This window comes from Amycolatopsis sp. NPDC039088 (assembly GCF_055598845.1).
This window is the reverse complement of record NZ_JBVKAE010000004.1, coordinates 159,922-183,884: the sequence shown is the minus strand read 5'-3', so window position 1 is coordinate 183,884 and position 23,963 is coordinate 159,922. Positions and strand designations below refer to the sequence as shown.

Annotated in this window: 20 protein-coding genes; 9 read left to right on the top strand and 11 right to left on the bottom strand. The window is 67.9% G+C overall.

Features of this window, described 5'->3' with window-relative positions:
- Positions 1 to 61: 61 nt before the first annotated feature.
- Both ACZ7KI_RS07255 and ACZ7KI_RS07250 read right to left on the bottom strand, forming a co-directional pair.
- Positions 62 to 1,162 (bottom strand): tartrate dehydrogenase, encoded by a 1,101-nt coding sequence (locus ACZ7KI_RS07255; protein ID WP_470272312.1) that lies wholly within the window; start codon positions 1,160 to 1,162, stop codon positions 62 to 64.
- Positions 1,162 to 2,625: an NAD-dependent succinate-semialdehyde dehydrogenase gene (locus ACZ7KI_RS07250; protein ID WP_470272311.1), complete on the bottom strand. Its 1,464-nt coding sequence runs from the start codon at positions 2,623 to 2,625 to the stop codon at positions 1,162 to 1,164. The genes ACZ7KI_RS07255 and ACZ7KI_RS07250 overlap by 1 nt, the downstream gene beginning before the upstream one ends.
- A gap of 88 nt (positions 2,626 to 2,713) precedes the next feature.
- Here ACZ7KI_RS07250 and ACZ7KI_RS07245 point away from each other — a divergent pair, with 88 nt between their 5' ends.
- The 4 genes from ACZ7KI_RS07245 (at position 2,714) to ACZ7KI_RS07230 (ending at position 7,580) form a co-directional block, all read left to right on the top strand.
- The gene (locus tag ACZ7KI_RS07245; protein WP_470272310.1) at positions 2,714 to 3,964 is read left to right on the top strand and encodes an aspartate aminotransferase family protein; all 1,251 of its coding nucleotides are present in this window, start codon (positions 2,714 to 2,716) and stop codon (positions 3,962 to 3,964) included.
- Positions 3,964 to 4,461 (top strand): DUF3830 family protein, encoded by a 498-nt coding sequence (locus ACZ7KI_RS07240; RefSeq protein WP_038508763.1) that lies wholly within the window; start codon positions 3,964 to 3,966, stop codon positions 4,459 to 4,461. Before ACZ7KI_RS07245 ends, ACZ7KI_RS07240 begins: the two co-directional genes overlap by 1 nt.
- A 171-nt stretch (positions 4,462 to 4,632) precedes the next feature.
- Positions 4,633 to 6,015: an FAD-binding oxidoreductase gene (locus ACZ7KI_RS07235; protein WP_470272309.1), complete on the top strand. Its 1,383-nt coding sequence runs from the start codon at positions 4,633 to 4,635 to the stop codon at positions 6,013 to 6,015.
- Between the two features lie 11 nt (positions 6,016 to 6,026).
- Entirely contained in the window at positions 6,027 to 7,580 is a 1,554-nt protein-coding gene (locus tag ACZ7KI_RS07230; RefSeq protein WP_470272308.1) for an acetolactate synthase large subunit, read from the top strand.
- Between the two features lie 82 nt (positions 7,581 to 7,662).
- Here ACZ7KI_RS07230 and ACZ7KI_RS07225 read toward each other — a convergent pair whose 3' ends face one another.
- From ACZ7KI_RS07225 to ACZ7KI_RS07195, 7 genes are all read right to left on the bottom strand, one after another.
- The gene (locus tag ACZ7KI_RS07225; RefSeq protein WP_470272307.1) at positions 7,663 to 9,084 is read right to left on the bottom strand and encodes an MFS transporter; all 1,422 of its coding nucleotides are present in this window, start codon (positions 9,082 to 9,084) and stop codon (positions 7,663 to 7,665) included.
- A 63-nt stretch (positions 9,085 to 9,147) separates the two neighbouring features.
- Positions 9,148 to 9,609: a DUF3761 domain-containing protein gene (locus ACZ7KI_RS07220; RefSeq protein WP_470272306.1), complete on the bottom strand. Its 462-nt coding sequence runs from the start codon at positions 9,607 to 9,609 to the stop codon at positions 9,148 to 9,150.
- Between the two features lie 72 nt (positions 9,610 to 9,681).
- The gene (locus ACZ7KI_RS07215) at positions 9,682 to 10,434 is read right to left on the bottom strand and encodes an SDR family NAD(P)-dependent oxidoreductase (RefSeq protein ID WP_470272305.1); all 753 of its coding nucleotides are present in this window, start codon (positions 10,432 to 10,434) and stop codon (positions 9,682 to 9,684) included.
- 9 nt (positions 10,435 to 10,443) lie between these two features.
- The gene (locus tag ACZ7KI_RS07210) at positions 10,444 to 11,337 is read right to left on the bottom strand and encodes an SRPBCC domain-containing protein (RefSeq protein WP_470272304.1); all 894 of its coding nucleotides are present in this window, start codon (positions 11,335 to 11,337) and stop codon (positions 10,444 to 10,446) included.
- The gene (locus ACZ7KI_RS07205) at positions 11,324 to 11,881 is read right to left on the bottom strand and encodes a helix-turn-helix domain-containing protein (protein ID WP_470272303.1); all 558 of its coding nucleotides are present in this window, start codon (positions 11,879 to 11,881) and stop codon (positions 11,324 to 11,326) included. Before ACZ7KI_RS07205 ends, ACZ7KI_RS07210 begins: the two co-directional genes overlap by 14 nt.
- Positions 11,882 to 12,006: 125 nt before the next feature.
- Positions 12,007 to 14,178, bottom strand: coding sequence for a 3-hydroxyacyl-CoA dehydrogenase NAD-binding domain-containing protein (locus tag ACZ7KI_RS07200; protein WP_470272302.1), 2,172 nt, complete (start codon positions 14,176 to 14,178; stop codon positions 12,007 to 12,009).
- A gap of 10 nt (positions 14,179 to 14,188) precedes the next feature.
- Positions 14,189 to 15,400: an acetyl-CoA C-acetyltransferase gene (locus ACZ7KI_RS07195; protein WP_470272301.1), complete on the bottom strand. Its 1,212-nt coding sequence runs from the start codon at positions 15,398 to 15,400 to the stop codon at positions 14,189 to 14,191.
- A 157-nt stretch (positions 15,401 to 15,557) separates the two neighbouring features.
- Here ACZ7KI_RS07195 and ACZ7KI_RS07190 point away from each other — a divergent pair, with 157 nt between their 5' ends.
- From ACZ7KI_RS07190 to ACZ7KI_RS07170, 5 genes are all read left to right on the top strand, one after another.
- The gene (locus ACZ7KI_RS07190) at positions 15,558 to 16,748 is read left to right on the top strand and encodes a TetR/AcrR family transcriptional regulator (protein ID WP_470272300.1); all 1,191 of its coding nucleotides are present in this window, start codon (positions 15,558 to 15,560) and stop codon (positions 16,746 to 16,748) included.
- A 38-nt stretch (positions 16,749 to 16,786) separates the two neighbouring features.
- On the top strand, positions 16,787 to 18,010 hold the full coding sequence (locus ACZ7KI_RS07185; RefSeq protein ID WP_470272299.1) for a low temperature requirement protein A: 1,224 nt from the start codon (positions 16,787 to 16,789) through the stop codon (positions 18,008 to 18,010).
- Positions 18,011 to 18,120: 110 nt separating this feature from the next.
- Positions 18,121 to 19,416, top strand: a complete 1,296-nt coding sequence (locus ACZ7KI_RS07180) for an acyl-CoA dehydrogenase family protein (RefSeq protein ID WP_470272418.1) — start codon at positions 18,121 to 18,123, stop codon at positions 19,414 to 19,416.
- Positions 19,417 to 19,434: 18 nt separating this feature from the next.
- Positions 19,435 to 20,643: an acyl-CoA dehydrogenase family protein gene (locus tag ACZ7KI_RS07175; RefSeq protein ID WP_470272298.1), complete on the top strand. Its 1,209-nt coding sequence runs from the start codon at positions 19,435 to 19,437 to the stop codon at positions 20,641 to 20,643.
- Between the two features lie 228 nt (positions 20,644 to 20,871).
- A complete protein-coding gene (locus ACZ7KI_RS07170; RefSeq protein ID WP_470272297.1) occupies positions 20,872 to 21,867 on the top strand; it encodes an MASE1 domain-containing protein in 996 nt (331 codons plus the stop codon).
- 3 nt (positions 21,868 to 21,870) lie between these two features.
- On the opposite strand, the gene ACZ7KI_RS07165 is transcribed toward ACZ7KI_RS07170, so the two are convergent.
- Together ACZ7KI_RS07165 and ACZ7KI_RS07160 are read right to left on the bottom strand one after the other, a co-directional pair.
- Positions 21,871 to 22,926: an alpha/beta fold hydrolase gene (locus ACZ7KI_RS07165; protein WP_470272296.1), complete on the bottom strand. Its 1,056-nt coding sequence runs from the start codon at positions 22,924 to 22,926 to the stop codon at positions 21,871 to 21,873.
- A gap of 118 nt (positions 22,927 to 23,044) precedes the next feature.
- Positions 23,045 to 23,908, bottom strand: coding sequence for an SDR family oxidoreductase (locus ACZ7KI_RS07160; protein ID WP_470272295.1), 864 nt, complete (start codon positions 23,906 to 23,908; stop codon positions 23,045 to 23,047).
- Positions 23,909 to 23,963 lie beyond the last annotated feature (55 nt).

The following is a 23,963-nucleotide window of genomic DNA, read 5'->3' as shown; positions in this document are numbered from 1 at the left end:
TCATGGCATTACTGGCGAGAAATGTGCCGCGTGGGACTTGACACGCCTCTATGGGGATGGTTCAAGATAGAGCGGCGACCACCGCGGACCCGAGTTCGGCGGTGGTGGACTTCCCGCCGAGGTCAGGGGTCTGCACGGCCCCCTCCTCCAGAACCTTCTCCACCGCGGCGTGAACATCTTGTGCCGCAGCGGTTTCCCCGAGATGGTCGAGCAGCATCGCCCCCGCCAGGATCTGCGCCACCGGATTCGCGATGCCCTGTCCGGCGATGTCGGGAGCGCTACCGTGCACAGCCTCGAACATGGAAGGAAACTCCCCGGAGGGATTGATGTTGCCCGAAGGCGCCATTCCGAGCCCGCCCGTCACGGCCGCCGCCAGGTCGCTCAGGATGTCGCCGAAGAGATTGGAAGCGACCACGACGTCGAGCCGGTCCGGCGCCTGCACCATCCGCGCGGCGAGCGCGTCGACATGACATTGTTCGGCACGCACGTCCGGATATTCCGAAGCGATTTCGAGAAAGACCTCGTCCCAGAACGGCATCGAGTGAATGAGCCCATTGGACTTCGTCGCCGAGCAGACCCGGCCCGTCCGCGTCTTCGCCAATTCGAAGGCGTAGCGGATGATCCGCTCGACCCCGACCCGCGTGAACACGGATTCCTGTAAGACGAACTCGTTCCCCTGCCCACGATTGTGCCTGCCGCCGATCTCCGAGTATTCGCCCTCGGAGTTCTCGCGGACGATCACCATCTCCAGTTCTTCGGCGCTCCGGCCGGCCAGCGCCGAAGTCGTCCCCGGCAGCAACCGGACCGGCCGGAGGTTGACGTACTGAGTGAACGCACGCCGCACCGGAATGAGGAGGCCCCACAACGAGACATGGTCCGGGACACCGGGAAAACCGACGGCACCGAGAAGGATTCCGTCGAACCGGGAGAGCTGGTCGATGCCGTCGTCCGGCATCATCGAGCCGGTCTTGGCGTACCGCTCACAGCTCCAGTCGAATTCCTGCCACGACAAGGAGAAACCGTGCGATGTCGCCACACGGTCGAGGACCTTACGGGCCTCGACCGTGACATCGACACCGATCCCGTCGCCGGGAATGCTGGCGATCCGATAAGAGGTTCCTGCTTGAGATGTCCCTGCGTGAGATATCCCTGCTTGAGACATCACAGAGCCACCGCGATGTACTTGGTCTCGAGGAACTCGTCGATGCCGACAGAGCCGCCTTCGCGGCCGAGCCCGGACTGCTTGATCCCGCCGAAGGGAGCCGCCGGGTTCGAGACCAGCCCTTGGTTGAGGCCGATCATGCCGGCTTCCAGCCGTTCCGAAACCCGCAACGCCCGCTTGAGATCGGAGGTGTACACATAGGACACGAGACCGAATTCGGTGTCGTTCGCCGCCGCGATGGCCTCGTCCTCGCTGTCGAACGGAGTGATCGGGGCGACCGGCCCGAAGATCTCCTCCGAGGCGAGCCTGGCTTCCTTGGGCACGTCGGTGAGCACCGTGGCCTGATAGAAGTTACCCGGACCGTCCACAGTAGACCCACCGGTGAGAACGCGTGCTCCTCGATCGACGGCGTCGGCGACGAGGCCGCTCACCTTCTCGACCGCGGGTTCGTCGATGAGCGGGCCGACGACGACACCTTCCTCGGTGCCCCGTCCCATCGGCAGGGCCTCCATGCGTTCGGTGAGGCGGCGGGAGAACTCGTCGACGATGCCTCGCTGGACGTAGAAGCGGTTCGCGGCCGTGCAGGCCTCGCCGATGTTGCGCATCTTCGCGGTCATCGCGCCTTCGATCGCCGCGTCGAGGTCGGCGTCTTCGAAGACCAGGAAGGGGGCGTTGCCGCCGAGCTCCATCGAAGTGCGAAGCACCTTGTCCGCGCACTGTTCCAGCAGTTTCCGCCCGACGCCGGTCGAGCCGGTGAAGGACAGCTTCCTGGCCCGGCCGTCCCGGATCAGCGGCTCCATCACGCCGCCGGAGTCCGACGTCGTGAGCACGTTCAGCACACCCTCCGGCAACCCCGCTTCGGCGAGGATCGCCGCGAGGGCCAACATCGAAAGGGGGGTTTGAGCAGCGGGTTTGATGACCATCGTGCATCCGGCCGCGACCGCGGGGCCGATCTTGCGGGTGCCCATCGCCATGGGGAAGTTCCACGGCGTGATCAGCAGTGACGGTCCGACGGGCTGCTTCGTCACCAGGAACCGGCCGGCCCCGTTGGGCGCGACGGCATAGCCACCGTCGATCCGGACGGCCTCCTCCGCGAACCAGCGGAAGAACTCGGCCGCGTAGGTGATCTCGCCCTTCGACTCCGCGAGCGGCTTGCCCATCTCGAGGGTCATCAGCAGCGCGAGTTCGTCGGCGCGCTTCACGAGCAGCTCGTAGGCGCGGCGAAGGATCTCGCCACGTTCCCGCGGGGCGACGTTCGCCCAGTCGGCCTGCGCGGCGACGGCGGCGTCGAGTGCGCTGACACCGTCCGCCGGTGACGCGTCGGCCACCTCGCACAGGGCTTCACCTGTCGAGGGATCGAGAACGGGGAAGGTCTTCCCGTTCGCGGCGGGCACCCACTTGCCGCCGATGAACAGTTCCTTGTCGACCGCCGCGACTACGCCGGCCTCACTGATCGAGCTCATCCCAACGCTCCTCCATGTTGTCCCGAACGCCATGCTATGGATATTGTCAACAATCGACAACAGCTCAGCCGACCTAGGAGCGCAGCCCATGGCCCAGCTATCACCGCTGCTCAAGCAGGCAACGCCGGTCGTGGTCGACCACGGTGAAGGGGTGTACCTCTACGACACCGATGGCAAACGTCACCTGGATTTCACCGCCGGTATCGGCGTGACCAGCACCGGCCACTGCCACCCGCACGTGGTGAGCGCCGCGCAGGAGCAGATCGGCAAGCTCATCCACGGCCAGTACACGACGGTCATGCACAAGCCGATGCTGGAGCTCACGGAGAAGCTGGGCAGTGTCCTGCCGCAGGGCCTGAATTCCCTCTTCTACGCGAACTCGGGCAGCGAGGCCGTCGAGGCGGCGCTCCGGTTGTCGCGGCAGGCGACCAAACGTCCCAACGTCATCGTCTTCCAAGGCGGGTTCCACGGCCGGACGGTCGCGGCGGCGACCATGACGACCTCGGGGACCCGGTTCAGCGCCGGGATCTCGCCGCTCATGTCCGGCGTGCACGTCGCACCCTTCCCCTACGCCTTCCACTACGGCTGGGACGAGGAGACCGCGACGAAGTTCGCCCTGCGGGAGCTCGACTACCTGTTCGCGACGGTCTGCGCGCCGAACGAGACGGCCGCGTTCTTCATCGAACCGGTGCTCGGCGAGGGCGGATACGTCCCGGCGAACCCCGAGTTCCTGGCCGGCCTGCGGGAACGTGCCGACAAGCACGGGATCCTGCTGGTGATGGACGAGATCCAGACCGGCTTCGGCCGGACGGGCAAGTTCTGGGGTCACGACCACTTCGGGGTACGACCGGACATCGTGCTCATCGCGAAGGGGCTGGCGAGCGGATTCCCGATCTCGGGCATCGCCGCGTCGGAGGAGTTGATGGCGAAGGCCCTTCCCGGTTCTCAGGGCGGGACCTACGGCGGGAACGCCGTGGCCTGCGCGGCGGCGATCGCCACGCTCGAGGTGATCCAGCGGGAAGGTCTGGTCGAGAACGCCGCCGAACGCGGACGGCAGCTGCTCGAAGGTGTGCGGGTGATCGCGGACAAGTCACCGTCGATCGGCGACGTCCGCGGGCTGGGCCTGCTGGTCGGTTCCGAATTCACCACCCCGGACGGCGAGCCGGATACCGCGAAGGCCCAGGCGGCGCAGAAAGCCGCGTCCGCCAACGGGTTGCTGCTGCTGACCTGTGGCGCGTACATGAACGTCGTCCGGATGGTGCCGCCGCTGATCGTCAACGCCGAGCAGGTCGACGACGCGCTGCGCATCTGGGGTGACGTCGTGGCGGGGGTCGAGTGATGGCCCGCTACATCACGATCACCCTCGACAAGCGCGGGGTGTCCTGCCGGGCGCGGCTGCTCGACGCCGAAGCCCCGCGGACCTGCCGTGCGGTGTGGGACGCGTTGCCGCAGAGCGGTTCCGCCTACCACGCGAAGTACGCGCGGAACGAGGTCTACACCCTCGTGCCGCCCTTCGCCGAGCCGAAGCCGGGCCGTGAAAACCCCACGGTGACCCCGATTCCGGGTGATGTCGTGTACTTCGGCTTCGAAGCTTGGGAGATCGGCAACCCGGCGTACGGCTACGACGAGGACAGTGAGGCGCACAGCGATCAGGGTGCGACGGACCTCGCGATCTTCTACGGCCGGAACAACCTGCTGATCAACGGCGACGCGGGCTGGGTACCCGGCAACGTGTTCGCGACGATCGAAGAAGGACTGGCCGAAATGGCGGAAGCCGCACAGGACCTCTGGCTGCGCGGCGTCGAGGGCGAGACGCTTTCGTTCGCACGCGCGTGAACCTCGCGGGTGGTGCGGGCCGTTCGAATCCGCACCACCCCGAGGCCGACACCTCTCAGCCCGCCTCCATGCCTCCGGGCGAAGCGAACATGAAAATGATTCATGGCCATCGCCGCCCGCGACGTACTACGCTTCGGTAACCAGGCAAGGACGCGTGAGGAAGGGCTGTCGATGGGCGATGTTGCGGCACGGTTCGCCGAGATCGTCGGGGACACGAATCTGCTGACAGGCGAGGCGATCCCCGAGGACTACGCACACGACGAGGCGTTGACGACCGCCCCGCAGCGGCCCGCTTACCTGGCGAAACCGGGCAGTGCCGAGGAGGTCGCGGAGCTGCTCAAAGCGGCGACCGAACACGGCGTGCCGGTCACCGCGAGAGGGTCGGGCACGGGGCTTTCGGGCGGCGCGCGGCCGAGCGAGAACGGCATGGTGATCTCTTTCGAGCGGATGAACGCGGTGTTGGAGATCGACGTCGAGAACCATGTCGCCGTCGTCCAGCCCGGCGTCACACTGTCCGAATTGGACGAAAAGACCACCGAGGCCGGACTCGGTTACACCGTCCACCCTGGCGAACTGAGCGCGAGCGTCGGCGGCAACGTCGGGACGAACGCGGGCGGGATGCGCGCGGTCAAGTACGGCGTCACGCGGCACAACGTCGTGGGCCTCCAGGCGGTGCTGCCGACCGGCGAGATCATCCGTACCGGCGGCAAGACCTCGAAGGTGTCGACCGGGTACGACCTGACCCAGCTGATCATCGGCTCGGAAGGCACGCTCGCGATCGCGACCGAGGTCATCGTGAAGCTGTACCCGCGCCTGCCGCACGGCGCCACGGTGCTCGCCCCGTTCGAGACCTTCGACGAGGTGATGACCGTCGTCCCGAAGATCATCTCCAGCGGGCTCGCGCCGCACATCCTCGAATACATCGACAACCTGACGCTCGCCGCGATCAGCTACAACGAGAAGCTCAGCCTCGGCGTCCCGGACGACATCCGCGACTCCGCGCAGGCGTACCTGGTGGTGGCGCTGGAAAACCGCGACAACGACAGGCTGCACGCCGACATCGAGGAACTCGGCGGACTGCTGAGCGATGTCGGCGCGATGGACGTGTACGTGCTCGAGGGCGGTTCAGCACGCAAGCTCATCGAAGCCCGCGAGAAGGCGTTCTGGACGGCCAAGGCGGCGGGCGCCGATGACGTCATCGACGTGGTGGTCCCCAGGTCCGCGATGCCGGAATTCCTGCGCCGCGCCAGGGAAATGGCGTTGTCGCGCGAAGCGGGCGCACTCGGCTGCGGGCACGCGGGCGACGGGAACGTCCATCTCGCCATCTTCTGCAAGGACGCGGAGAAGCGGAAGAAGCTGCTGACCGACATGTTCGCGCTCGGTATGGAACTCGGCGGCGCGATCTCCGGCGAGCACGGCCTCGGGCAGGCCAAGTCCGCCTACTTCCTCGACCTGGAGGACCCGGCGAAGATCGCGCTGATGCGCCGGATCAAGGAAAGCTTCGACCCGGCCGGGATCCTCAACCCCGGCGTTCTTTTCGCTGAGAGGGCTTGAAAGTGAGTGAGATGAACGGCGCCCAGTCCCTGATCCGCACGCTCGTCGACAGTGGTGTCGATGTGTGCTTTTCGAATCCCGGCACCTCGGAGATGCATTTCGTGGCCGCGCTCGACACCGTGCCCGAGATGCGCGGCGTGCTCGGCCTGTTCGAAGGTGTCGTCACCGGCGCGGCGGACGGTTACGCGCGCATCGCCGGGAAACCGGCGGCCACGCTGCTGCACCTCGGCCCGGGTCTCGGGAACGGGCTGGCGAACCTGCACAACGCCCGCCGCGCGCACACCCCGATCGTCAACGTGATCGGCGATCACGCGACCTACCACAAGCAGTACGACGCCCCGCTCGAATCGGACATCGAGGCCGTGGCCGGTTCGCTCGAAGGCTGGATCCGGCGCTCCGAGCACACGAAGGACGTCGGCGCCGACGCGGCCGCGGCCGTTGCCGCGTCGCAGGACGCACCCGGACAGGTGGCGACGCTGATCCTCCCGGCGGACGCGTCGTGGGGCGAGGGCGGTGAGACCTGCGCGCCCATCCCGCCGCGGATCCCACAGGTCGTCGACGCGACGAAGGTGAAGAACATCGCCGACGTGCTGACCAGTGGCGAACCGGTCGCGCTTCTCGTCGGCGGCAGTGGTTGCCGCGAGGCAGGCTTGCTCGCGACCAGCCGGATCGCCGCCGCGACCGGGGTGAAGGCGTTCATCGAGACGTTCCCCGCGCGACTGGAGCGCGGCGAAGGCCTGCCGACGATCGAGCGGCTGGGCTACCTCGCCGAGCAGGTCGCGTACCAGCTCGACGGGATCAAGCACGTGATCATCGCCGGGACGAAAGCGCCTGTGTCGTTCTTCGCGTACCCGGGCAAGGCGAGCGACCTGGTTCCCGAAGGCGCGCAGGTTCACGTGCTGGCCGACGTCGGGCAGGACGTCCCGCGCGCGCTGAACGACATCGCGGAGCTGGTCGCGGCCGAGACGGAGCCGGTGCTGCAGCAGGCATCCCGGCCCGCGCTGCCGTCCGGGCCGCTGACCCCGCAGAACTGGGTCGACGTGATCGGCGCGCTGCTGCCGGAGCGCGCGATCATCGCGGACGAGGCGAACACCTCCGGTCTGCTGCTGCCTGCCGCGACCGCGGGGGCGCCGCGGCACGACGTACTGACCCTGACCGGCGGCGCGATCGGCTACGGAATGCCTGTCGCCACCGGTGCGGCCGTCGCCGCGCCGGACCGGCCGGTGATCAACCTGCAGTCCGACGGCAGCGCGCTTTACACGATTTCGGCGTTGTGGACCCAGGCGCGGGAGAACCTCAACGTCACCACGGTCCTGCTGAACAACCGCGCGTACGCGATCCTGCGGCTGGAGTTGCAGCGTGTCGGCGCGGACGCCAGCGGTCCCAAGGCGAACGAACTGCTCGACCTTTCGCGGCCGGACATGGACTTCGTCAAGATCGCCGAGGGGATGGGCGTCCCGGCGACGCGGGCGACGACCGCGGAGGAACTCGCCGAGCAGTTCCAACGCGCGCTCGCCGAGCCGGGACCGCACCTGATCGATGCGATCGTTCCGACGCTGTTCTGAGCCGAGCGCCGTTAGCGCGCTAGGAAAGGTCCTTTCCTTGCGAAATTTGCGAGGAAACGACCTTTCCTAGCGCGCGCGGGGGTTAGTGGGCCGAGGCGACCAGGGGTTTCGGCTGGCGCTGCTTCGGGACGAAAGCGGTCAAGGCGAGCCCCAAGAGAGCCGCGCCGGCGGCGACCAGGAAGCTCAGCCGGAACCCTGTCGCGGACGGAACGGAGACACCGCCGACGGTGATCGCCAGCGAGGCGAGCATGGTCGCCATCACCGCGCTGGACGTCGACGTGCCGACGGAGCGCATCAGCGAGTTCAGCCCGTTCGCGGACGCGGTTTCGGTCACCGGCACCGAGCCCATGATCAGCGCGGGCATGGCCGCGTAGGCGATGCCGACCCCGCCGCCGATGATGATCGACGCCACGATCAGCTCCAACGCGTTGTCCATCAGCACCGTCGCGAAGAGGTACCCGGCCGCGATGGTGGCGGCCCCGGTCATCAGCGTCGTACGCGGGCCGTAGCGCTCGATGAGCCGTGCCGAAACCGGCGACAACATGAACATGACCACGCCGTTCGGTGCCAGGCAGAGCCCGGCCTGCACCATCGTCAGTCCGAGTCCGTACCCGGTCGACGAGGGAGCCTGCAGCAACTGCGGGAACGACAACGCCAACGAGTACAGCGCGAACCCGATCATGATCGACGCGAGGTTGGTGAACAGCACCGGACGCCGCGCGGAGACCCGCAAGTCCACCAGCGGATCGCGGCGTCGCAGCTGGTAAAGGCCCCAGACCAGCAGGACCGCCACCGCGACACCGACGAAGCCGAGTGTCCGGACGCTTCCCCAGCCCCATTCACGGCCCTTGACGATCGGCAACAGCAGGCAGACCAGCCCGGCCGTCAGCCCCAGTGCACCGAGGTAGTCGAACGGCGCGGGCGTCTTCAGCGGCGACTCCGGTATCACGAACAGGATCAACAGGCCGCAGACCAGCCCGAGCCCCGCCGACGCCCAGAAGAGGACGTGCCAATCGGCGTGCTGCGCGACCAGCGCCGACACGGGCAGCCCGATCGCGCCGCCGACGCCGAGCGTCGAACTCATCACCGAGATCGCGGCACCGACGCGTTCGGGCGCGAGTTCGTCGCGCATGATGCTGATCCCCAGCGGGATCGCGCCCATCGCACAGCCTTGCAGGCCACGGCCGACGACCATCAGCGCGAGCGAACTGGTCACCGCGGACACCACCGAGCCCGCGACCAGGAAGCCCAGGCTGATCAGCAACAACCGGCGCTTACCGTAGAGATCGCCGAGCCTGCCGCTCACCGGCATCACCACGGCCCCGGCGATCAGGGTCGCCGTCACCACCCACGACGCGTCGGCCGGGGTCGTGTTGAGCAACCGGGGAAACGCCGGGATGAGCGGGACGACGAGCGTCTGCATGAACGAGGCCACCAGACCGCAGGTGGCGAGCACGACGACGAAGAGCCGGGGCGAAGGTGCCCGACCGGCCGGATTCACCATGTGCGTCCCATGATCCGACCTTACACAGCACCTCCCTTCTCAGTGAACGGTTCACCGACGGGATCACAACCAGCTGCGGACCCCGCCGTGGCCTGAGCAGGTTCCCCGCCGATTCTGGCTGTAGCTATAGGAACCGTCCTTGCAGAGGGCGGTCGCGCCGTCGGCCGCGCCGGGCCCGCTCGCGGGACGATGGACACAGACGCCGTCGGTATTGCGGTAATAGTCGCTTCCGCACTCCGTCAGGGCCGGCGCCTTCGCCGTGGGTGTCGTCTTCGGGCTCGTCTTCGACGGCGGCGGCTGAACCGGGGTGGGTACCTCGACCGAGGTCGGGGTGGACTGGACGAGTGGCTCGGGTGTCGGCGCCGACGTGGGTGGCGCCCAGCTACTGGTCGGCGTCGGCGTCGTCCGGACGGTGCTGCTCTGCGGCGTGACCCGCCCGCTGGGCACGGTCTCCACCCCACAGCCACCGGCGACCAGAAGACCGATCGCCAGTGCGATGCCCAGTTTCGTCGTTCTCTTCGGCAAGACGGCCTCCCCAGCACTTGGTAGTGCCGCGTAGTCGGGAGATCGTTCGCCGGTGTTACCGCCGCCGGAAGGTCAGTCGACCATCGTGCCGCAACTGATGTTCAACGCCGTCGCCGTCATGCTGCGCGCGTGGTCCGACGCGGCGAAGGCGGCGACCCGGGCCACGTCCTCCAACGAGGCCGTCCGCTTGAGCATCGTCGAGTCGACCATGTCACGGATGGCGTCGTCGAGTCCGGCGCCGTCGGGGATCGTCTCCGGGATTCCGCCGGTCCGCAGGGTCACGACCCGGATGCCGTGCGGGCCGAGTTCGCACGCCAGCCCTCGTCGCAGCGCTTCCATCGCGCTGAACGCGACCTGCAGCCCGCCGAGATGGTATCCGGGCAGCGGATCACCGTCGCCGCCGAACATCAGGATCACCCCGGAACCCTGTCCGATCATGTGCCGGGCGGCCGCCCGCGCGGTCAGGAAGTTGGTGCGCACCGCCGTCCGGACCGGGCTTTCGAAGTCCGCCAACGACATCTCCACCAGCGGAGTGCCCTGAACGTCGTTGTGCGTGATCACGTTCATCGAGATGTCGACACTGCCAGCGGAAGAGGCCACCGAAGCGGCATGCTCGTCGATGGCCGTTTCGTCGAGCGCGTCGAACTCCGCCGTCTCCGCTTTCCCTCCCGCGGCACGGATTTCGTCTGCCAGTGCGTCGAGCTTCTTGAGCGTGCGGCCGGTGAGATGGACTGTCGCGCCCTCTCTGGCGAACCCGCGGGCCACCGCGCCGCCGATCCCGCCCGCGGCTCCATAGATGATCGCGTTCCTGCCTTCGAGCACCATCGGACCCTCCTACTTCCCATCGATCGTGATGAGTCCTTCGGGCATTCCTTCCAGGTGCACCTCGGTCCACAAAGGAAGCCAGTCGTCGATCTCGTGGAACCGGCGCAGTTCGGCCACACCGCTCAGCCAGCCCATCCACGAGCCGTAGGGCGGCTTCTCCTCGGAGAATCCACTTTGGACGAAGGTCAGCTTCGTCCCGCCGTCGGAGTCTTCGAGCTCCCACGAGGTCACGACACCGTGCTGGTACTCAAGCGACATCTTGGTGTCAGGCACCAGATCGACGATCTTCGCCGGGGCGGGATCCTGCTCCAGCGAACCCATCGCCCAACGGCCGCCGACGTGGACCTCCGCCTCGATGCGGGCGCCGAACCAGCGGGTGAACACGCCGGGGTCGGCGATCGAGGCGTAGACTTCGCCTCGTGGCGCGTCGATCATTATTTCTTCGCTCATCAGGGGAGAGGTCAGGTCGCAGCGGGCGGTGAGTGCGCGGCCTTCGACGTGGTCGACCAGGTTCGTCACGGACAGCGCCCAGAACGTGTGCATCATGCCGAGCGGCGAGTCCGGGTCGGCGAGCAGCGCGTCGAAGTCCGGCACACCGGTTTGACTGAACGACAGGGAGGTTGTGTCCCCGTCTTCGGTCAGCACGATCTCGACGACCGTCTCCTTCTCCTCGACCGTCCAGGCGAACCGCAGGACGTTGTCCTCGGCCAGCAACAGTCGCTGTCGCGGACGATCGCCTTCCGGCGTGTAGCGGCCCCAGAACTCGTACCGGGACGGCAGGTCGACTTCCGCGTCTTCGGAAAGCCAAGTACGCAAGGCTTCCGCCTCGGTCAGGGCACGCCAGACCTCGGCGATCGGCGCGCGCATCCGTACCCGGAATCTCGATGGTTCAGTCACGGGCATTTCCCTTCGGGTAACAGGCCACGGCGAGCTTGAAGGCGTCTCCTTCCGCTCCGCCGTAGCGCGTGAACAGGTCCTGCAATGTCGTCTTCAGTTCGTCGAGGAACTCCTGGCGCCGCTCCGGCTCCACCCGGATCTCCCCGGAGACGCCGATCGACGGCAGTTCGGGCGCGGTCCGGTCGAGCGCGGCGACATCCGACTGGACCTCCTCCATGAGGTCCACCAGGTAGCCGAGGCTCAGTTCGTCCCGCACCGCCCGCGGACCGATCCGGCCGACCAGGGCCGGCGACAGCCAGTACGAACGCGCGCTCGCCTGGTACACGCCCTCACTGACGGCGCGCACCTTCCGCTCCGACACCTGCTTCACCAGACCGGCTTCCACCAGGCGTTTCACGTGGTAATAGACCCGTTGCGGGGTCTGATCCAGCACCGCCGCCACCTCGGTGCAGGACCGCGGCTCCGCCAGTTGCCGCAGGACATCCACCCGCTGCGGTTTCAGCAACGCCTCCGCCTGGTCCATCCGCTCCAGGTACTCGACGTCCTTCACGGCCCCACTTCCTCGATCACAAAAACAAGTTTGAACGTAAAAATCCATTTTGTCAATCGCGCATGTGAAAGCCCCCTTCCACTGGAACCCAGTGGAAGGGGGCTTTCAGGTGTTAGAGAAGCGATTTACTCGTAGATCTCGCCCTTCGCGGCCTTCTCGACCAGCGACGAGGGCGGGTTGAAGTGGTCGCCGTAGCGCTCGGCGAGCTGCCGAGCGCGATCGACGAAGCCCTGCAGGCCACCCTCGTACTGGTTGATGTACTGGATGACACCGCCGGTCCACGCCGGGAAACCGATGCCGAAGATCGAACCGATGTTGGCGTCGGCGATGGTCTTGAGCACACCCTCGTCGAAGCACTTCACGGTCTCGAGCGCCTCGGCGAACAGCATGCGCTCCTTGAGGTCCTCGAACGGAACCTCGGCGCTGCCCGACTTGAAGGCGTCGCGCAAGCCTGGCCAGAGACCGGTCCGCTTGCCGTCCTCGTCGTAGTCGTAGAAGCCCGAACCGGTGGAGCGGCCCTTGCGGTCGAACTCCTCCACCATCCGGTCGATGACACCTTCGGACGCGTGCGCGTTCCAGGTGCCGCCGGCGGCCTCGATCGCTTCGCGGGTCTCCTTGCGGATCTTGCGCGGCAGCGTCAGGGTCAGCTCGTCCATCAGCTGCAGCGGCGGGGCCGGGTAACCGGCCTGCGCACCGGCCTGTTCGATCGACGCCGGCTCGACACCCTCGCCCAGCGCGGCGACGGCCTCGTTGAGGAACGTGCCGATGACGCGCGAGGTGAAGAAGCCGCGGCTGTCGTTGACGACGATCGGGGTCTTCTTGATCTGCAGGGTGTAGTCGAAAACCTTCGCCAGCGTGGCGGGCGAGGTCTTCTCCCCGCAGATGATCTCGACCAGCGGCATCTTGTCCACCGGCGAGAAGAAGTGGATCCCGATGAAGTCCTCGCTCCGCTGCACGCCCTCGGCGAGCGCGGTGATCGGCAGGGTCGAGGTGTTCGAGCCGAGCACGGCGTCCGGGTTGACGAAGCCCTCGATCTCCTGGAAGACCTTGTGCTTCAGCTCGACGCTCTCGAAGACGGCCTCGATCACGAAGTCGACGCCGGCGAAGTCCTCCGCCTTGTCGGTCGGCTTGATCTTGGCGAGCAGCGCGTCGGACTTCTCCTTCGTGGTCTTGCCGCGGGAGAGTGCCTTCTCCTCCAGCTTGACCGCGTAGCCCTTGCCCTTTTCGGCGCCTTCGAGGGTGACGTCCTTGAGCACGACGTCGATTCCGGCCTTCGCCGAGACGTACGCGATCGCGGCGCCCATCATGCCCGCGCCGACGACGCCGACCTTCTTGGCCGTGTACTTCTCGAAGCCGTCCGGACGCGAGCCGCCGGAGTTGATGCTCTGCAGGTCGAAGAAGAACGCCTTCGTCATGTTCTTCGAGACCTGGCCGGTGGCGAGGTGCACGAAGTAGCGGGTCTCGACGGTGATCGCGGTGTCGAAGTCGACCTGCGAACCCTCGATGGCCGCGGCCAGGATCGCGCGCGGGGCAGGCATGTTCGCGCCCTTGATCTGCTTGCGCAGGTTCGCCGGGAACGCGGGCAGGTTCGCCGCGAAGCTCGGGTTCGACGGGGTGCCGCCCGGGATCTTGTAACCCTTGACGTCCCACGGCTGCACGCCGGCTTCGGGGTTGGCCTTGATCCACGCCTTCGCGGCGGGCACGAGTTCCTCGACGGTGCCGACGAGCTCGTGCACGAGGCCGAGTTCCTTCGCCTTGGCCGGACGGTGCCGCTGGCCCTGCAGCAGCACGTTCAGCAGCGCGCTCTGGATGCCGAGCAGGCGGACGGTGCGGACGATGCCACCGCCGCCGGGGAGCAGGCCGAGGGTGACCTCGGGGAGGCCGATCTGGCTGCCCTTGACGTCGGCCGCGATGCGGTGGTGCGTCGCGAGCGCGAGTTCGAGCCCGCCGCCGAGCGCGGCGCCGTTGATGGCGGCCACGACCGGCTTGCCCAGCTGCTCGAGCCGTCGCATCTGGCTCTTCATCAGGGCGCTGCCCTCGGTGAGCTCGGCCGCGTTCTCCGGCTTCGCCTTGATCAGGTCGTTCAGGTCGCCGCCGGCGAAGAAGGTCTTCTTGGCCGAGGTGAGGACGACACCGGTGATGTTGTCCTTCTCCGCCTCCAGGCGGTCCACGACAACGCCGAGCGACTCGCGGAAGTCGGCGTTCATCGTGTTGGCGGACTGCTTCGGGTCGTCAAGGGTGAGCACGACGATGCCGTCGGCGTCCTGCTCCCAGCGGATGGTCTTCGCTTCAGTCATTGTCTCTTCCTCAGACCCGCTCGATGATGGTCGCGACGCCCATGCCGCCGCCGATGCACAGGGTGACCAGGGCGCGGCGCGCCTGACGACGCTCCAGCTCGTCGACGACGGTGCCGACCAGCATCGCGCCGGTGGCGCCCAGCGGGTGCCCCATCGCGATGGCGCCGCCGTTGACGTTGACCTTCTCCTCGTCGAGGTGCAGGTCCTTGATCCACTTGAGGACGACCGAGGCGAAGGCCTCGTTCAGCTCCCACAGGTCGATGTCGTCCGGGGTGAGACCGGCGAGCTTCAGGACCTTCTCGGTGGCCGGGGTCGGGCCGGTGAGCATGATCGTGGGCTCGGAGCCGACGGTCGCGGTCGCCACGATGCGGGCGCGCGGGGTCAGGCCGAAGTCCTTGCCGATCTGCTCGTTGCCGACCAGGACGACCGCGGCGCCGTCCACGATGCCGGACGAGTTTCCGCCGGTGTGGACGTGGTTGATCTTCTCGACCGAGTGGTACTTCTGCAGCGCGACGGCGTCGAAGCCGCCCAGCTCACCGATGCCGGCGAAGGCGGGCTTGAGCTTGCCGAGGCCCTCGACGGTGCTGCCCGGGCGACGGTGCTCGTCGTGGTCGAGGATCGTGACACCGTTGATGTCCTTCACCGGGACGACGGACTTCGCGAAGTAGCCGCCGGACCAGGCCGCTTCGGCCCTTTCCTGCGAACGCACGGCCCACGCGTCGACGTCCTCGCGGGAGAAGCCCTCGATGGTCGCGATCAGGTCGGCGCCGGTGCCCTGCGGGACGATGTAGTTGTCGTACGCGGTGGCGGGGTCCATGAACAGCGCGCCGCCGTCGGAGCCCATCGGCACGCGCGACATCGACTCGACGCCGCCCGCGATGATCAGCTGGTCCCAGCCGGAGCGGACCTTCTGCGCGGCGGTGTTGGTGGCTTCGAGGCCGGAGGCGCAGAAGCGGTTCAGCTGCACGCCGGCGACCGACTGCGGCAGGCCCGCGTTCAGTGCGGCGGTGCGCGCGATCACGGCGCCCTGCTCGCCGACCGGGGATACGACGCCGAGGACGATGTCGTCGATCACGGCGGGGTCGAGGTTCGGGTGACGGACCTTCAGTTCCTCGATGAGGCCGACCACGAGATCGACCGGCTTGGTGCCATGGAGGGCACCGCCCTTGTTCTTGCCGCGAGGCGTACGGATCGCCTCGTAGATGTAGGCCTCGCTACTCACAGAAAAACTCCTCCGCAGTACGGCGCTGTATCGGGGATGGACACAGCCGGATCGTACCGGCCGGTAGCCATGCTAATGGGCATTAACATAAACCGCGATAACCCCATGGTGTCAATGGGTTGCGATGCACGCAACCGGCGCTATCGTGTGTTCACCTATGGATCACCCGACCGAGCGCCAAGCCCGACCGCGCGACCGCAAGGCCCAGCTGGCAGGCCTCGCCGCGGAGCTGTTTCGCGCCCGCGGGTTCCACGGCGTCGGCATCAACGACATCGCCGCCGCGGCCGGGATCACCGGGCCCGCGCTGTACCGGCATTTCGCGGACAAGCAAGCGGTGCTGTCCTACGTCGTGCTCTCCGGCATCGACGACATGGAGAGGGCCACCACCGAGACGCTCGCCGACGTCGACCTTCCCGTTCCCGCGCAGGTCAACGCCCTGTTGGGCACGCTGGCCGCGCAAGCCGTCGAGCGGCGCGAGGTCGCCGCGCTGTGGCGTTGGGAAGGCAGGCATCTCCCCCGGGAGGAACGCCGGGAGATCCGCCGCCGGTCCGGCGCGGTGCTCGCGGCGTGGTCCAAGGCGCTGCTCGCGCTGCGTCCCGAACTGACCCCCGACGACGCCGAACTGCTGTGCTGGGCGGGGCTGAGCGTGTTCGGCAGTGTCTCCGTACATCACACGTCCGTGGCGAAGAAACGCTTCGCGCAGCTGCTGGTGCAACTGGCGGAGTCGGTGCTGCATGTCACACTGCCCGAACCCGGGGAGGCGCCGGAAGAGACGCCGTCGATGTCACTCGGCGAGCCGTCCCGGCGTGAGCAGATCCTCGCGGCCGCGACCGAGTTGTTCGGGCGACGCGGCTTCCGCGCGGTGAGTATGGAGGAGATCGGCGCGGCGGCCGGGATCGCCGGGCCCAGCGTGTACCGGCACTTCCCCAGCAAGGCCGCGCTGATGGTGGCGATCGGGCATCGAGCGGCCGACAGGCTCGCGCTCGCCGCGGAACGCGCGCTGCGGACCGACGACGAACGCGACGCGCTGCGCAGGCTGGCGGCGTCCTACGTGCACACCCTGCTGCACACGCCCGAGCTGCTGGTGTCGTTCTCCGGTAGTCCGATGGAGCTGCCGGAACGCGACAAGGCGGATCTGATCCGGGTCCAGCGGGACTACGTCGCGCGCTGGATCGCGCTGGCTTCGGAAGTCCGCCCGGAACTGAGCCTGCGCGAAGTGAAGATCACCGTGCACGCGGCGCTGACCATCGCGAACGACCTCGCGCGTACCCGGCGGGTCAACGGCCGCCCGAACATCGAGGCGGAGCTGACCGCGCTGACACACGCGGTCCTGAAGGTCAGCTCCTAGCAAACTCGCGTGTCCCGCAAAGGCCGGCGGTGCACGATATGCCCGTGCCAACGAAACGCGGCCTGCATCTGGTGACCAGGGAAGAAGACCACAAGGTCACCACGCTGGAACTCTTCTTCGACCTGGTCTTCGTCTACGCCATCACCCAGACCACCCAGCTGATGGCCGATCACCTCACCCCGCTCGGCATCGGGCAGGGCGTGGCGATGATCGCCGTCCTGTGGTGGTGCTGGTGCGCCTACGCCTGGCTGGCCAACACCGTGCACGTCGACCGCGGTATCGCCCAGCTGGCGATGTTCGCCGCGATGGGCACGATGTTCCTGGTGTCGCTGACCATCCCGGAGGCGTTCACCGACCTGCCCGGCGGGCTGTACGCGCCGCTGATGTTCGTCGGCTGCTACTTCCTCGTGCGGCTGCTGCACCTGATCGCCTTCCTCGGCGCCGGGCGGAACGACCCGGCCCTGCGCAAGACGGTGCTGAAGATGTTCGTCGGCCTGCTGCCGAGCGTCGCGTTGCTGACCGTCGCGGCCTTCTTCTCCGGCTGGGTACAGCTCGGCATCTGGGCCGCCGCCCTGCTCGCGGACTACGTCAACGTCTTCCGGACGCGCTCTTCGGACTGGCGGCTGCACCAGCCCGGCCATTTCGCCGAGCGCTTCGGGCTGATCGTGATCATCGCGCTCGGCGAGTCGATCGTGGCGATCGGCATCGGGATCAGCTCGTATCCGATGTCCTGGCCGATCACGCTGGCCGCCGTCTTCGGGCTCACGCTGGCCTCGGCGATGTGGTGGATGTACTTCGCCGTCGTCGCGCACGTGTCCGAGCGCAACCTGAAGCGCGCGGACGGCGTGGAGCGGGTCCAGATCGGCACGGACACCTACACGTTCCTGCACCTGCCGCTCATCGCCGGGATCGTGCTCGTGGCGCTGGGTCTGAAGAAGTCACTGCTGTACGTGTCCGACACCGAACACCACAGCCTCTCCGACGGCCTGCACGGAACGCCGATCTGGGCGCTCACCGGCGGGCTCGCGCTCTACCTGATCGCGTTGAGCGGGCTGCGACGGCGAAACCTGGGCGCGTGGAATGTGCAGCGGCTGGTGCTCGCGGTGGTCCTGCTGGCCGCGACGCCGGTGCTGGAGCTGGTACCGGCGGTGGCGCTGGTCGGCATCGTGGCGCTGGCGGCGGTGGGGCTGGTGACCTTCGAGAGGCGCAAGATCGTGAGTAATCCGGGCCTCCACGACCACCGAAATCACTCACCGGCGTGACGTTCGCCTCCCCCGTGGTAGCGCTTCCGGCCGAGGAGCGTTAACCTACTCGTCAGTAGGTAAGCGAGGCAGGGAGACTCACCGTGGGTGCGCCTAGGAAACGAGACGCGATGGGCCTTGGCCTGTCCGCGCTCACCCGGCTGGCCGGGAGCAAGGTCATTGAACGGGCAGGACTGCGGAAGCCCGTGCAGAACCTGGTCAGCGCCGGGACGCGGAACGGCTTCCGGGTCGCCGGCGCGGCGGGGAGGACGTTCAAGTCCGCCCAGCGGCTCGGCAAGCCCGCGCGGCTCGCGCCGACGGAGGACACGGGACTGTTCGATCTCACCCCGAGTGAGGACCAGCAGCTCATCGTCGAGACCGTGACGGAGTTCGCCGCCGAACAGCTGCGGCCCGCCGCGGCCGACGCCGACGCGAAACTCAAGGCCCCCGAAGGCCTGCTGAGCCGCGCCGCCGAACTCGGGATCACGCTCGTCGGCATCCCCGAGGAGCTGGGCGGCGTCGGCACCGAGCGATCGGTCGTCACGAACGCGCTGGTCGCCGAGGCCCTCGCGCACGGAGACCTCGGCCTCGCGGTCGCGGTGCTCGCGCCGTCCGCGGTCAGCACCGCGCTGGTGTCCTACGGCGACGAGCAGCAGCAGGCCGACTACCTGCCCGCGTTCGTCGGCGAGAACGTCCCGGCCGCGGCGCTCGCGCTGCAGGAGCGCACGGCGTTGTTCGACCCGTTCAAACCGGCGACCAAGGCCCGCCGCACGCCGAAGGGCTACCAGCTCGACGGCGTGAAGTCGCTGGTACCCCGTGCCGCGGACGCCGAACTGTTCATCGTCTCGGCCGACCTCGAAGGCCGCGGCCCCGCACTGTTCCTCGTGGAATCGTCCAACGCGGGCGTCACCATCGAGACCGAGCCCGCGATGGGCCTGCGCGGCGCGGCCACCGGCAAGCTGCACCTGGAGAAGGTCGCCCTGCCCGCCGGAGCGCTGCTCGGCGGCGGCAAGGCCGAGGTCTTCACCGAGGTCGTCCGGCTCTCGCGGCTCGGCTGGGCCGCACTGGCCGCCGGTACCGCCAAGGCCGTCCTCGACTACGTGGTGCCCTACGTCAACGAGCGCAAGGCGTTCGGCGAACCGGTGAGCCACCGGCAGGCCGTCGCGTTCTCGGTCGCCGACATCGCGATCGAGCTGGAGGGACTGCGGCTGGTCACGCTCCGCGCCGCCGCCCGCGCCGAACAGGGCAAGCCGTACGCCCGCGAGGTCGCGCTGGCCAGGAAACTGGCCACCGACAAGGGAATGCAGATCGGCAGCGCCGGAGTGCAGCTGCTCGGCGGGCACGGCTTCGTCAAGGAACACCCGGTCGAACGCTGGTACCGCGACCTCCGTGCCATCGGCGTGATGGAAGGCGCTGTCCTTCTCTAGGACTTTCGAAAGGCAATCATGATCAACCTTGAGGTTCCGAAGAAGGCCGGCACCCTGATCAACCAGGCGTACCAGGCCGCGGCCGAGGTGTTCCGGCCGATCTCGCGCAAGTACGACCGCGCCGAGCACACCTATCCGACCGAACTCGACATGTTCGCCGCGCTGCTGGACGGGCTGAACTCCTCCGGCGAGGGCGGCGCGGGCGCGGCGGGCGTCCGCCGGTCGGAGAAGAACGAGAAACCGGGCAACCGCAACGGTTCCAACCTCAACATCGTGCTCGGCACGATCGAGATGTGCTGGGGCGACGTCGGATTGCTGCTGTCGATGCCGCGTCAGGGCCTCGGCAACGCCGCCATCGGCTCGGTCGCCACGGACGAACAGCTCAAGAAGTTCTCCGGGCTGTGGGCCGCGATGGCGATCACCGAACCGGACTGCGGCTCGGACTCCGCCGCGATCACCGCGACCGCGCGCCTCGACGGCGACGAGTACGTGATCAACGGCGAGAAGATCTTCGTGACGGCCGGCGAGCGTGCCGACGCCGTCGTCGTCTGGGCCACTCTGGACAAGACGAAGGGCCGCGCGGCGATCAAGTCGTTCGTTGTCGAGAAGGGCACCCCCGGCTTCGAGGTGGTGCGCGTCGAGCACAAACTCGGCATCCGCGCCTCCGACACCGCCGTGCTGCGCTTCGAGAACGTCCGCGTGCCCAAGGAGAACCTCCTCGGCACCCCGGAGATCGACACCGCCAAGGGTTTCGCCGGGGTCATGCAGACCTTCGACAACACCCGCCCGCTGGTCGCCGCCATGGCCATCGGCGTCGCCCGCGCGGCGCTCGAGGAGACCCGGAAGATCCTCACCGACGCCGGGGTGACCATCGACTACGACAAGCCCGTCCACAGCCAGCACGCCGCGGCCGCCACGTTCCTGCAGCTGGAAGCCGACTACGAAGCGGCCTACCTGCTGACCATGGAATCGGCGTGGATGGCCGACAACCGCAAGCCGAACTCGCTGCAGGCGTCGATGGCCAAGGCGAAGGCAGGCCGCTCGGTCGTCGAGATCACGCTGAAATGCGTCGAGCTGGCGGGAACCTACGGCTACACCGAGGAATCGCTGCTGGAGAAATGGAGCCGGGACGCGAAGATCCTGGACATCTTCGAAGGCACGCAACAGATCCAGCAGCTCATCGTGGCTCGCCGGCTCCTGGGTAAGACGAGCGCCGAACTCAAGTAGCGCTCGAAGTGTCTCGTAAGGGGTCCCCATAGGGCGATTTTGGTCCTATGGGGACCCCTTATGACACGTGAAGGCGCCCGTGCAGCTGCACAGGGCTTCCGCATCGGCACCTTTTTCGTTTATTCCCAACAGACTCCGCGACCACGACAACACCATCCGGCGACCCGCTGAAGGGGCCGGGCCGGGGTATTCTCGTAGTTTTCCCAGCCCGCCAAGGCCGGAGTCGCGATGAGACTGTCCGCTCGACAGCACTCCCCGGTCGCGCAGTGGTGTCTGATCGTCCTCGGCGTCACGGCCTGCTACTTCGCCGTCGGCCAGATCGGCATCCAGTGGGCGATCGTCCGGGAGCAGATCTCGCCGCTGTGGCCCGCGGCCGGGGTCGCGCTGGCGGTGCCGATGCTGCTCGGGCCGCGGTTCTGGCCGGGGATCACCCTCGGCGCGCTCCTGACGAACATCACGTTCGGGCCCTCGCCGCTCGTGGTTCTGGTGATCTCCGCCGGGAACACCCTCGGACCACTCCTCGGCTACGCCTCGATGCGACGGTGTGGTTTCCGCACCCGGCTCGACCGGCTCCCGGACGTCGTCCTGCTGGTCGTCGTCGGTGCCATCGGCGGCACGGCGATCAGCGCGCTGATCGGCACCGGCGTACTGGTCGCCGGAGGAGGGCTCGGGTCAGCCGAGTTCTGGCCGACGGCGCTGGTCTGGTGGACCGGTGACGCGATGGGCGTCCTCACCATCACCCCCCTGCTGCTGCTCGCGCAGAGATTCCGGCCGCCGACCCGGATACCGCTTTCCCGCTGGGCCGAAGCCGCCGCGCTCGGCGTCTGCGTTCTCGGTTCCTCGTTCCTCGCCGGCACCAACCCGCCCAAGACGTTCATCGTCTTCCCTGTGCTGGTGTGGGCGGCCTTGCGCTTCCGGCAGGCCGGCGCGCTGCTGTGCTCCCTGTGCGTCTGCGCCTTCATGATCTTCACCGCGGCGCGCGGCGTGGGGCCTTACGGCGGCTACGAACTGGTGCCCAGGATGCTGCTGGTCCAGGCCTTCGACGCCACCGTCGGGATGACGGCGCTGGTGCTGTCCACGATCGTCCTGCAACGCGACCGCGCCACCGCGGAGATCACCGACGCCTGGCACCACATCACCGAAATGGTCGGCATGATCGCGCCACGCCAGTCGTTGCGCAGTGCGATGACCACTCAGCGCAAGAGCGACGAAGCCGCCGACTGAGGCTCAGGCGACCTGCTCGTCGAGGAAGCGGTCGAGGTAACGCCACGTGGTCCCCCGCGCCTTCCGGCCGGTGAGGACGCCGAGGTGGCCGCCGGGCGCGGTCTCGAAGGTCACCGACGGCGCGTTGTCCAGCAGGCCGGTCAGCCGCTCGACAGCGGCACGCGGCGCGATCGTGTCGTTCTGCCCGGCGATGACCAGCGTGGGCACCTTGACCCCGGACAGCGCGATGATGCGCCCGTTGAGGTCGACCGTGCCCTCGGCGAGGTCGTTGGCGCGGAAGAACCGGTGGTAGATCTGGCCGAACGTCCGCCCGGGGTAGGCGATCATGTTGTCCATGAAGTGGTCGACGGCCTCGATCTGCGCCAGGTAGTCACGGTCGTCGAGATTCTTCAGAATCGCCAGCGGTTTGGTGATCTCCTTGCTGATACCGGTCGCCCGGAAGACGCGGCTGACCAAATAGGACGGTGCGCCGCCGAGAACGCGGTAGATCGGCGTCAGCAGATGGCCGCCGGTGAGGTCCACCAGCGGGCGGAACGGGGCGATCAGCGGGATCGCGGTGAAATCGAACGGCGACGCGATGGTCGCGATCGACTCGATCGGCAGCTCGGGCTGGTCGGCGGCGGTCAGCAGGGAGAAGATCCCGCCGAGGCACCACGCGACGACGTGCACGCCCTGGCCGCCCGAATCCTCGCTGACCTTGCGGATGGCCCGCGGGAGCACTTCGTCGATCCAGTGCTCGATGCCGAGGCGCCGGTCGGAGAAGGCCACGTTCCCGTAGTCGACCAGGTAGGTGTTGCGGCCGCCTTCGACCAGATGCTCGGCGAGGCTGCAGCCACGGCGCAGGTCGAAGCACAGCGCGGGCGCGGCCAGCGGCGGCACCAGCAGCACCGGCGGACCGGACACCGGCTCCTTGCCGTTCGTCAGCCGGTAGACCGACCGGTTGGGGCCCTGGTCGATCAGGACGCGCGGCACCGGGCGGAGATCGGCGACACCACCGTGCAGCACCTTCCCGACGACGTTCGACGCGGCGGCGGCGAGCCGTGCCGGGGGTGTGGCCATGGGGTGCCTCCTGGAGGGATCAACGCGGTAAGACGCAATCTTGCCGTGTACCGGCGTGCGACTCAACACCGTCGTCGTCCCAGGCCGTCCACTTCGGACGGTCGCTAGGCCGTCCGAGTTAAGAACCGGACTCCTTTTCCGCCGCCGGAGCACTGCGCGCGGCCCGCGATTCGTACTCCGCGCGGGCACTGGAATGCGTTGCCGAGGCCAAAATCCTGTCCCCGCCGAGTGCGCGCACCAGCCCTTCGCCGATGCGCCGGGGAAGCAGTCGTGTGATTCTGCCCATGGCGTCCAGCGACGCGGGAACGAAGACGTCGAATTTGGGACGGCGCAACGCATCGGCAATGGCCTGCGCCACATCTTCCGGCCGCACCGATTTGAAGAACTTCGCCTCGCCGAGCCCGCTGGCCAGTTCGGTGCGCACCACGACGGGCATCACGCACGAGACCAGGACGCCCGTTCCGCGCAGTTCCAGATGCACCGACTCCGACAGGCCGACGACGGCGTGTTTCGTGGCGCAGTAGGTGGCGGCGCCGGGGAATCCGGCCTTTCCCGCCATCGAAGCGATGTTGACGATGTGGCCCGTGCCACGCGGGCGCATCCGTTTGACCGCTTCCCTGGTGCCGTGGATGACCGCGTGCAGGTTGATCTCGAGCAGCCGCCGGGTCGACGCGTCGTCCTCTTCGTCGAGCGGTGCGAGCGGCATGATGCCCGCGTTGTTGATCAGCACGTCGATCGGGCCGACGCGCCGCTCGACCTCGTCGAGGAACTCGGTGAAGCCCTTGGTGTCGGTCACGTCGAGCGGCAGCGCCTCCGCACCCAGCTCGGCCGCGGTCTTCTCGGCGAGCACCTGGTCCAGATCGCCGATGACCACCTTGGCGCCGAGCCGGGACAGCGCCGTCGCGGTGGCGGCGCCGATGCCCTGCGCCGCTCCGGTGATCACGACGACCTTGCCGGCCAGGGAACGTTCACGTTTGGCCATGACGCGGGCTCCTTTGCGACTGCGCCGTCCGGGGCACTGTTGGCGACGTGTCAAC

Coding starts and splice junctions, on each gene's coding strand:
- ACZ7KI_RS07250 (WP_470272311.1), bottom strand. CDS start 2,625: ATGAGCTCGATCAGTGAGGCCGGCGTAGTCGCGGCGGTCGACAAGGAA.
- ACZ7KI_RS07175 (WP_470272298.1), top strand. CDS start 19,435: ATGATCAACCTTGAGGTTCCGAAGAAGGCCGGCACCCTGATCAACCAG.
- ACZ7KI_RS07235 (WP_470272309.1), top strand. CDS start 4,633: ATGGGCGATGTTGCGGCACGGTTCGCCGAGATCGTCGGGGACACGAAT.
- ACZ7KI_RS07225 (WP_470272307.1), bottom strand. CDS start 9,084: ATGGTGAATCCGGCCGGTCGGGCACCTTCGCCCCGGCTCTTCGTCGTC.
- ACZ7KI_RS07240 (WP_038508763.1), top strand. CDS start 3,964: ATGGCCCGCTACATCACGATCACCCTCGACAAGCGCGGGGTGTCCTGC.
- ACZ7KI_RS07180 (WP_470272418.1), top strand. CDS start 18,121: ATGGGCCTTGGCCTGTCCGCGCTCACCCGGCTGGCCGGGAGCAAGGTC.
- ACZ7KI_RS07210 (WP_470272304.1), bottom strand. CDS start 11,337: ATGCCCGTGACTGAACCATCGAGATTCCGGGTACGGATGCGCGCGCCG.
- ACZ7KI_RS07190 (WP_470272300.1), top strand. CDS start 15,558: ATGGATCACCCGACCGAGCGCCAAGCCCGACCGCGCGACCGCAAGGCC.
- ACZ7KI_RS07170 (WP_470272297.1), top strand. CDS start 20,872: ATGAGACTGTCCGCTCGACAGCACTCCCCGGTCGCGCAGTGGTGTCTG.
- ACZ7KI_RS07215 (WP_470272305.1), bottom strand. CDS start 10,434: ATGGTGCTCGAAGGCAGGAACGCGATCATCTATGGAGCCGCGGGCGGG.
- ACZ7KI_RS07245 (WP_470272310.1), top strand. CDS start 2,714: ATGGCCCAGCTATCACCGCTGCTCAAGCAGGCAACGCCGGTCGTGGTC.
- ACZ7KI_RS07165 (WP_470272296.1), bottom strand. CDS start 22,926: ATGGCCACACCCCCGGCACGGCTCGCCGCCGCCGCGTCGAACGTCGTC.
- ACZ7KI_RS07160 (WP_470272295.1), bottom strand. CDS start 23,908: ATGGCCAAACGTGAACGTTCCCTGGCCGGCAAGGTCGTCGTGATCACC.
- ACZ7KI_RS07230 (WP_470272308.1), top strand. CDS start 6,027: ATGAACGGCGCCCAGTCCCTGATCCGCACGCTCGTCGACAGTGGTGTC.
- ACZ7KI_RS07200 (WP_470272302.1), bottom strand. CDS start 14,178: ATGACTGAAGCGAAGACCATCCGCTGGGAGCAGGACGCCGACGGCATC.
- ACZ7KI_RS07185 (WP_470272299.1), top strand. CDS start 16,787: ATGCCCGTGCCAACGAAACGCGGCCTGCATCTGGTGACCAGGGAAGAA.
- ACZ7KI_RS07255 (WP_470272312.1), bottom strand. CDS start 1,162: ATGTCTCAAGCAGGGATATCTCACGCAGGGACATCTCAAGCAGGAACC.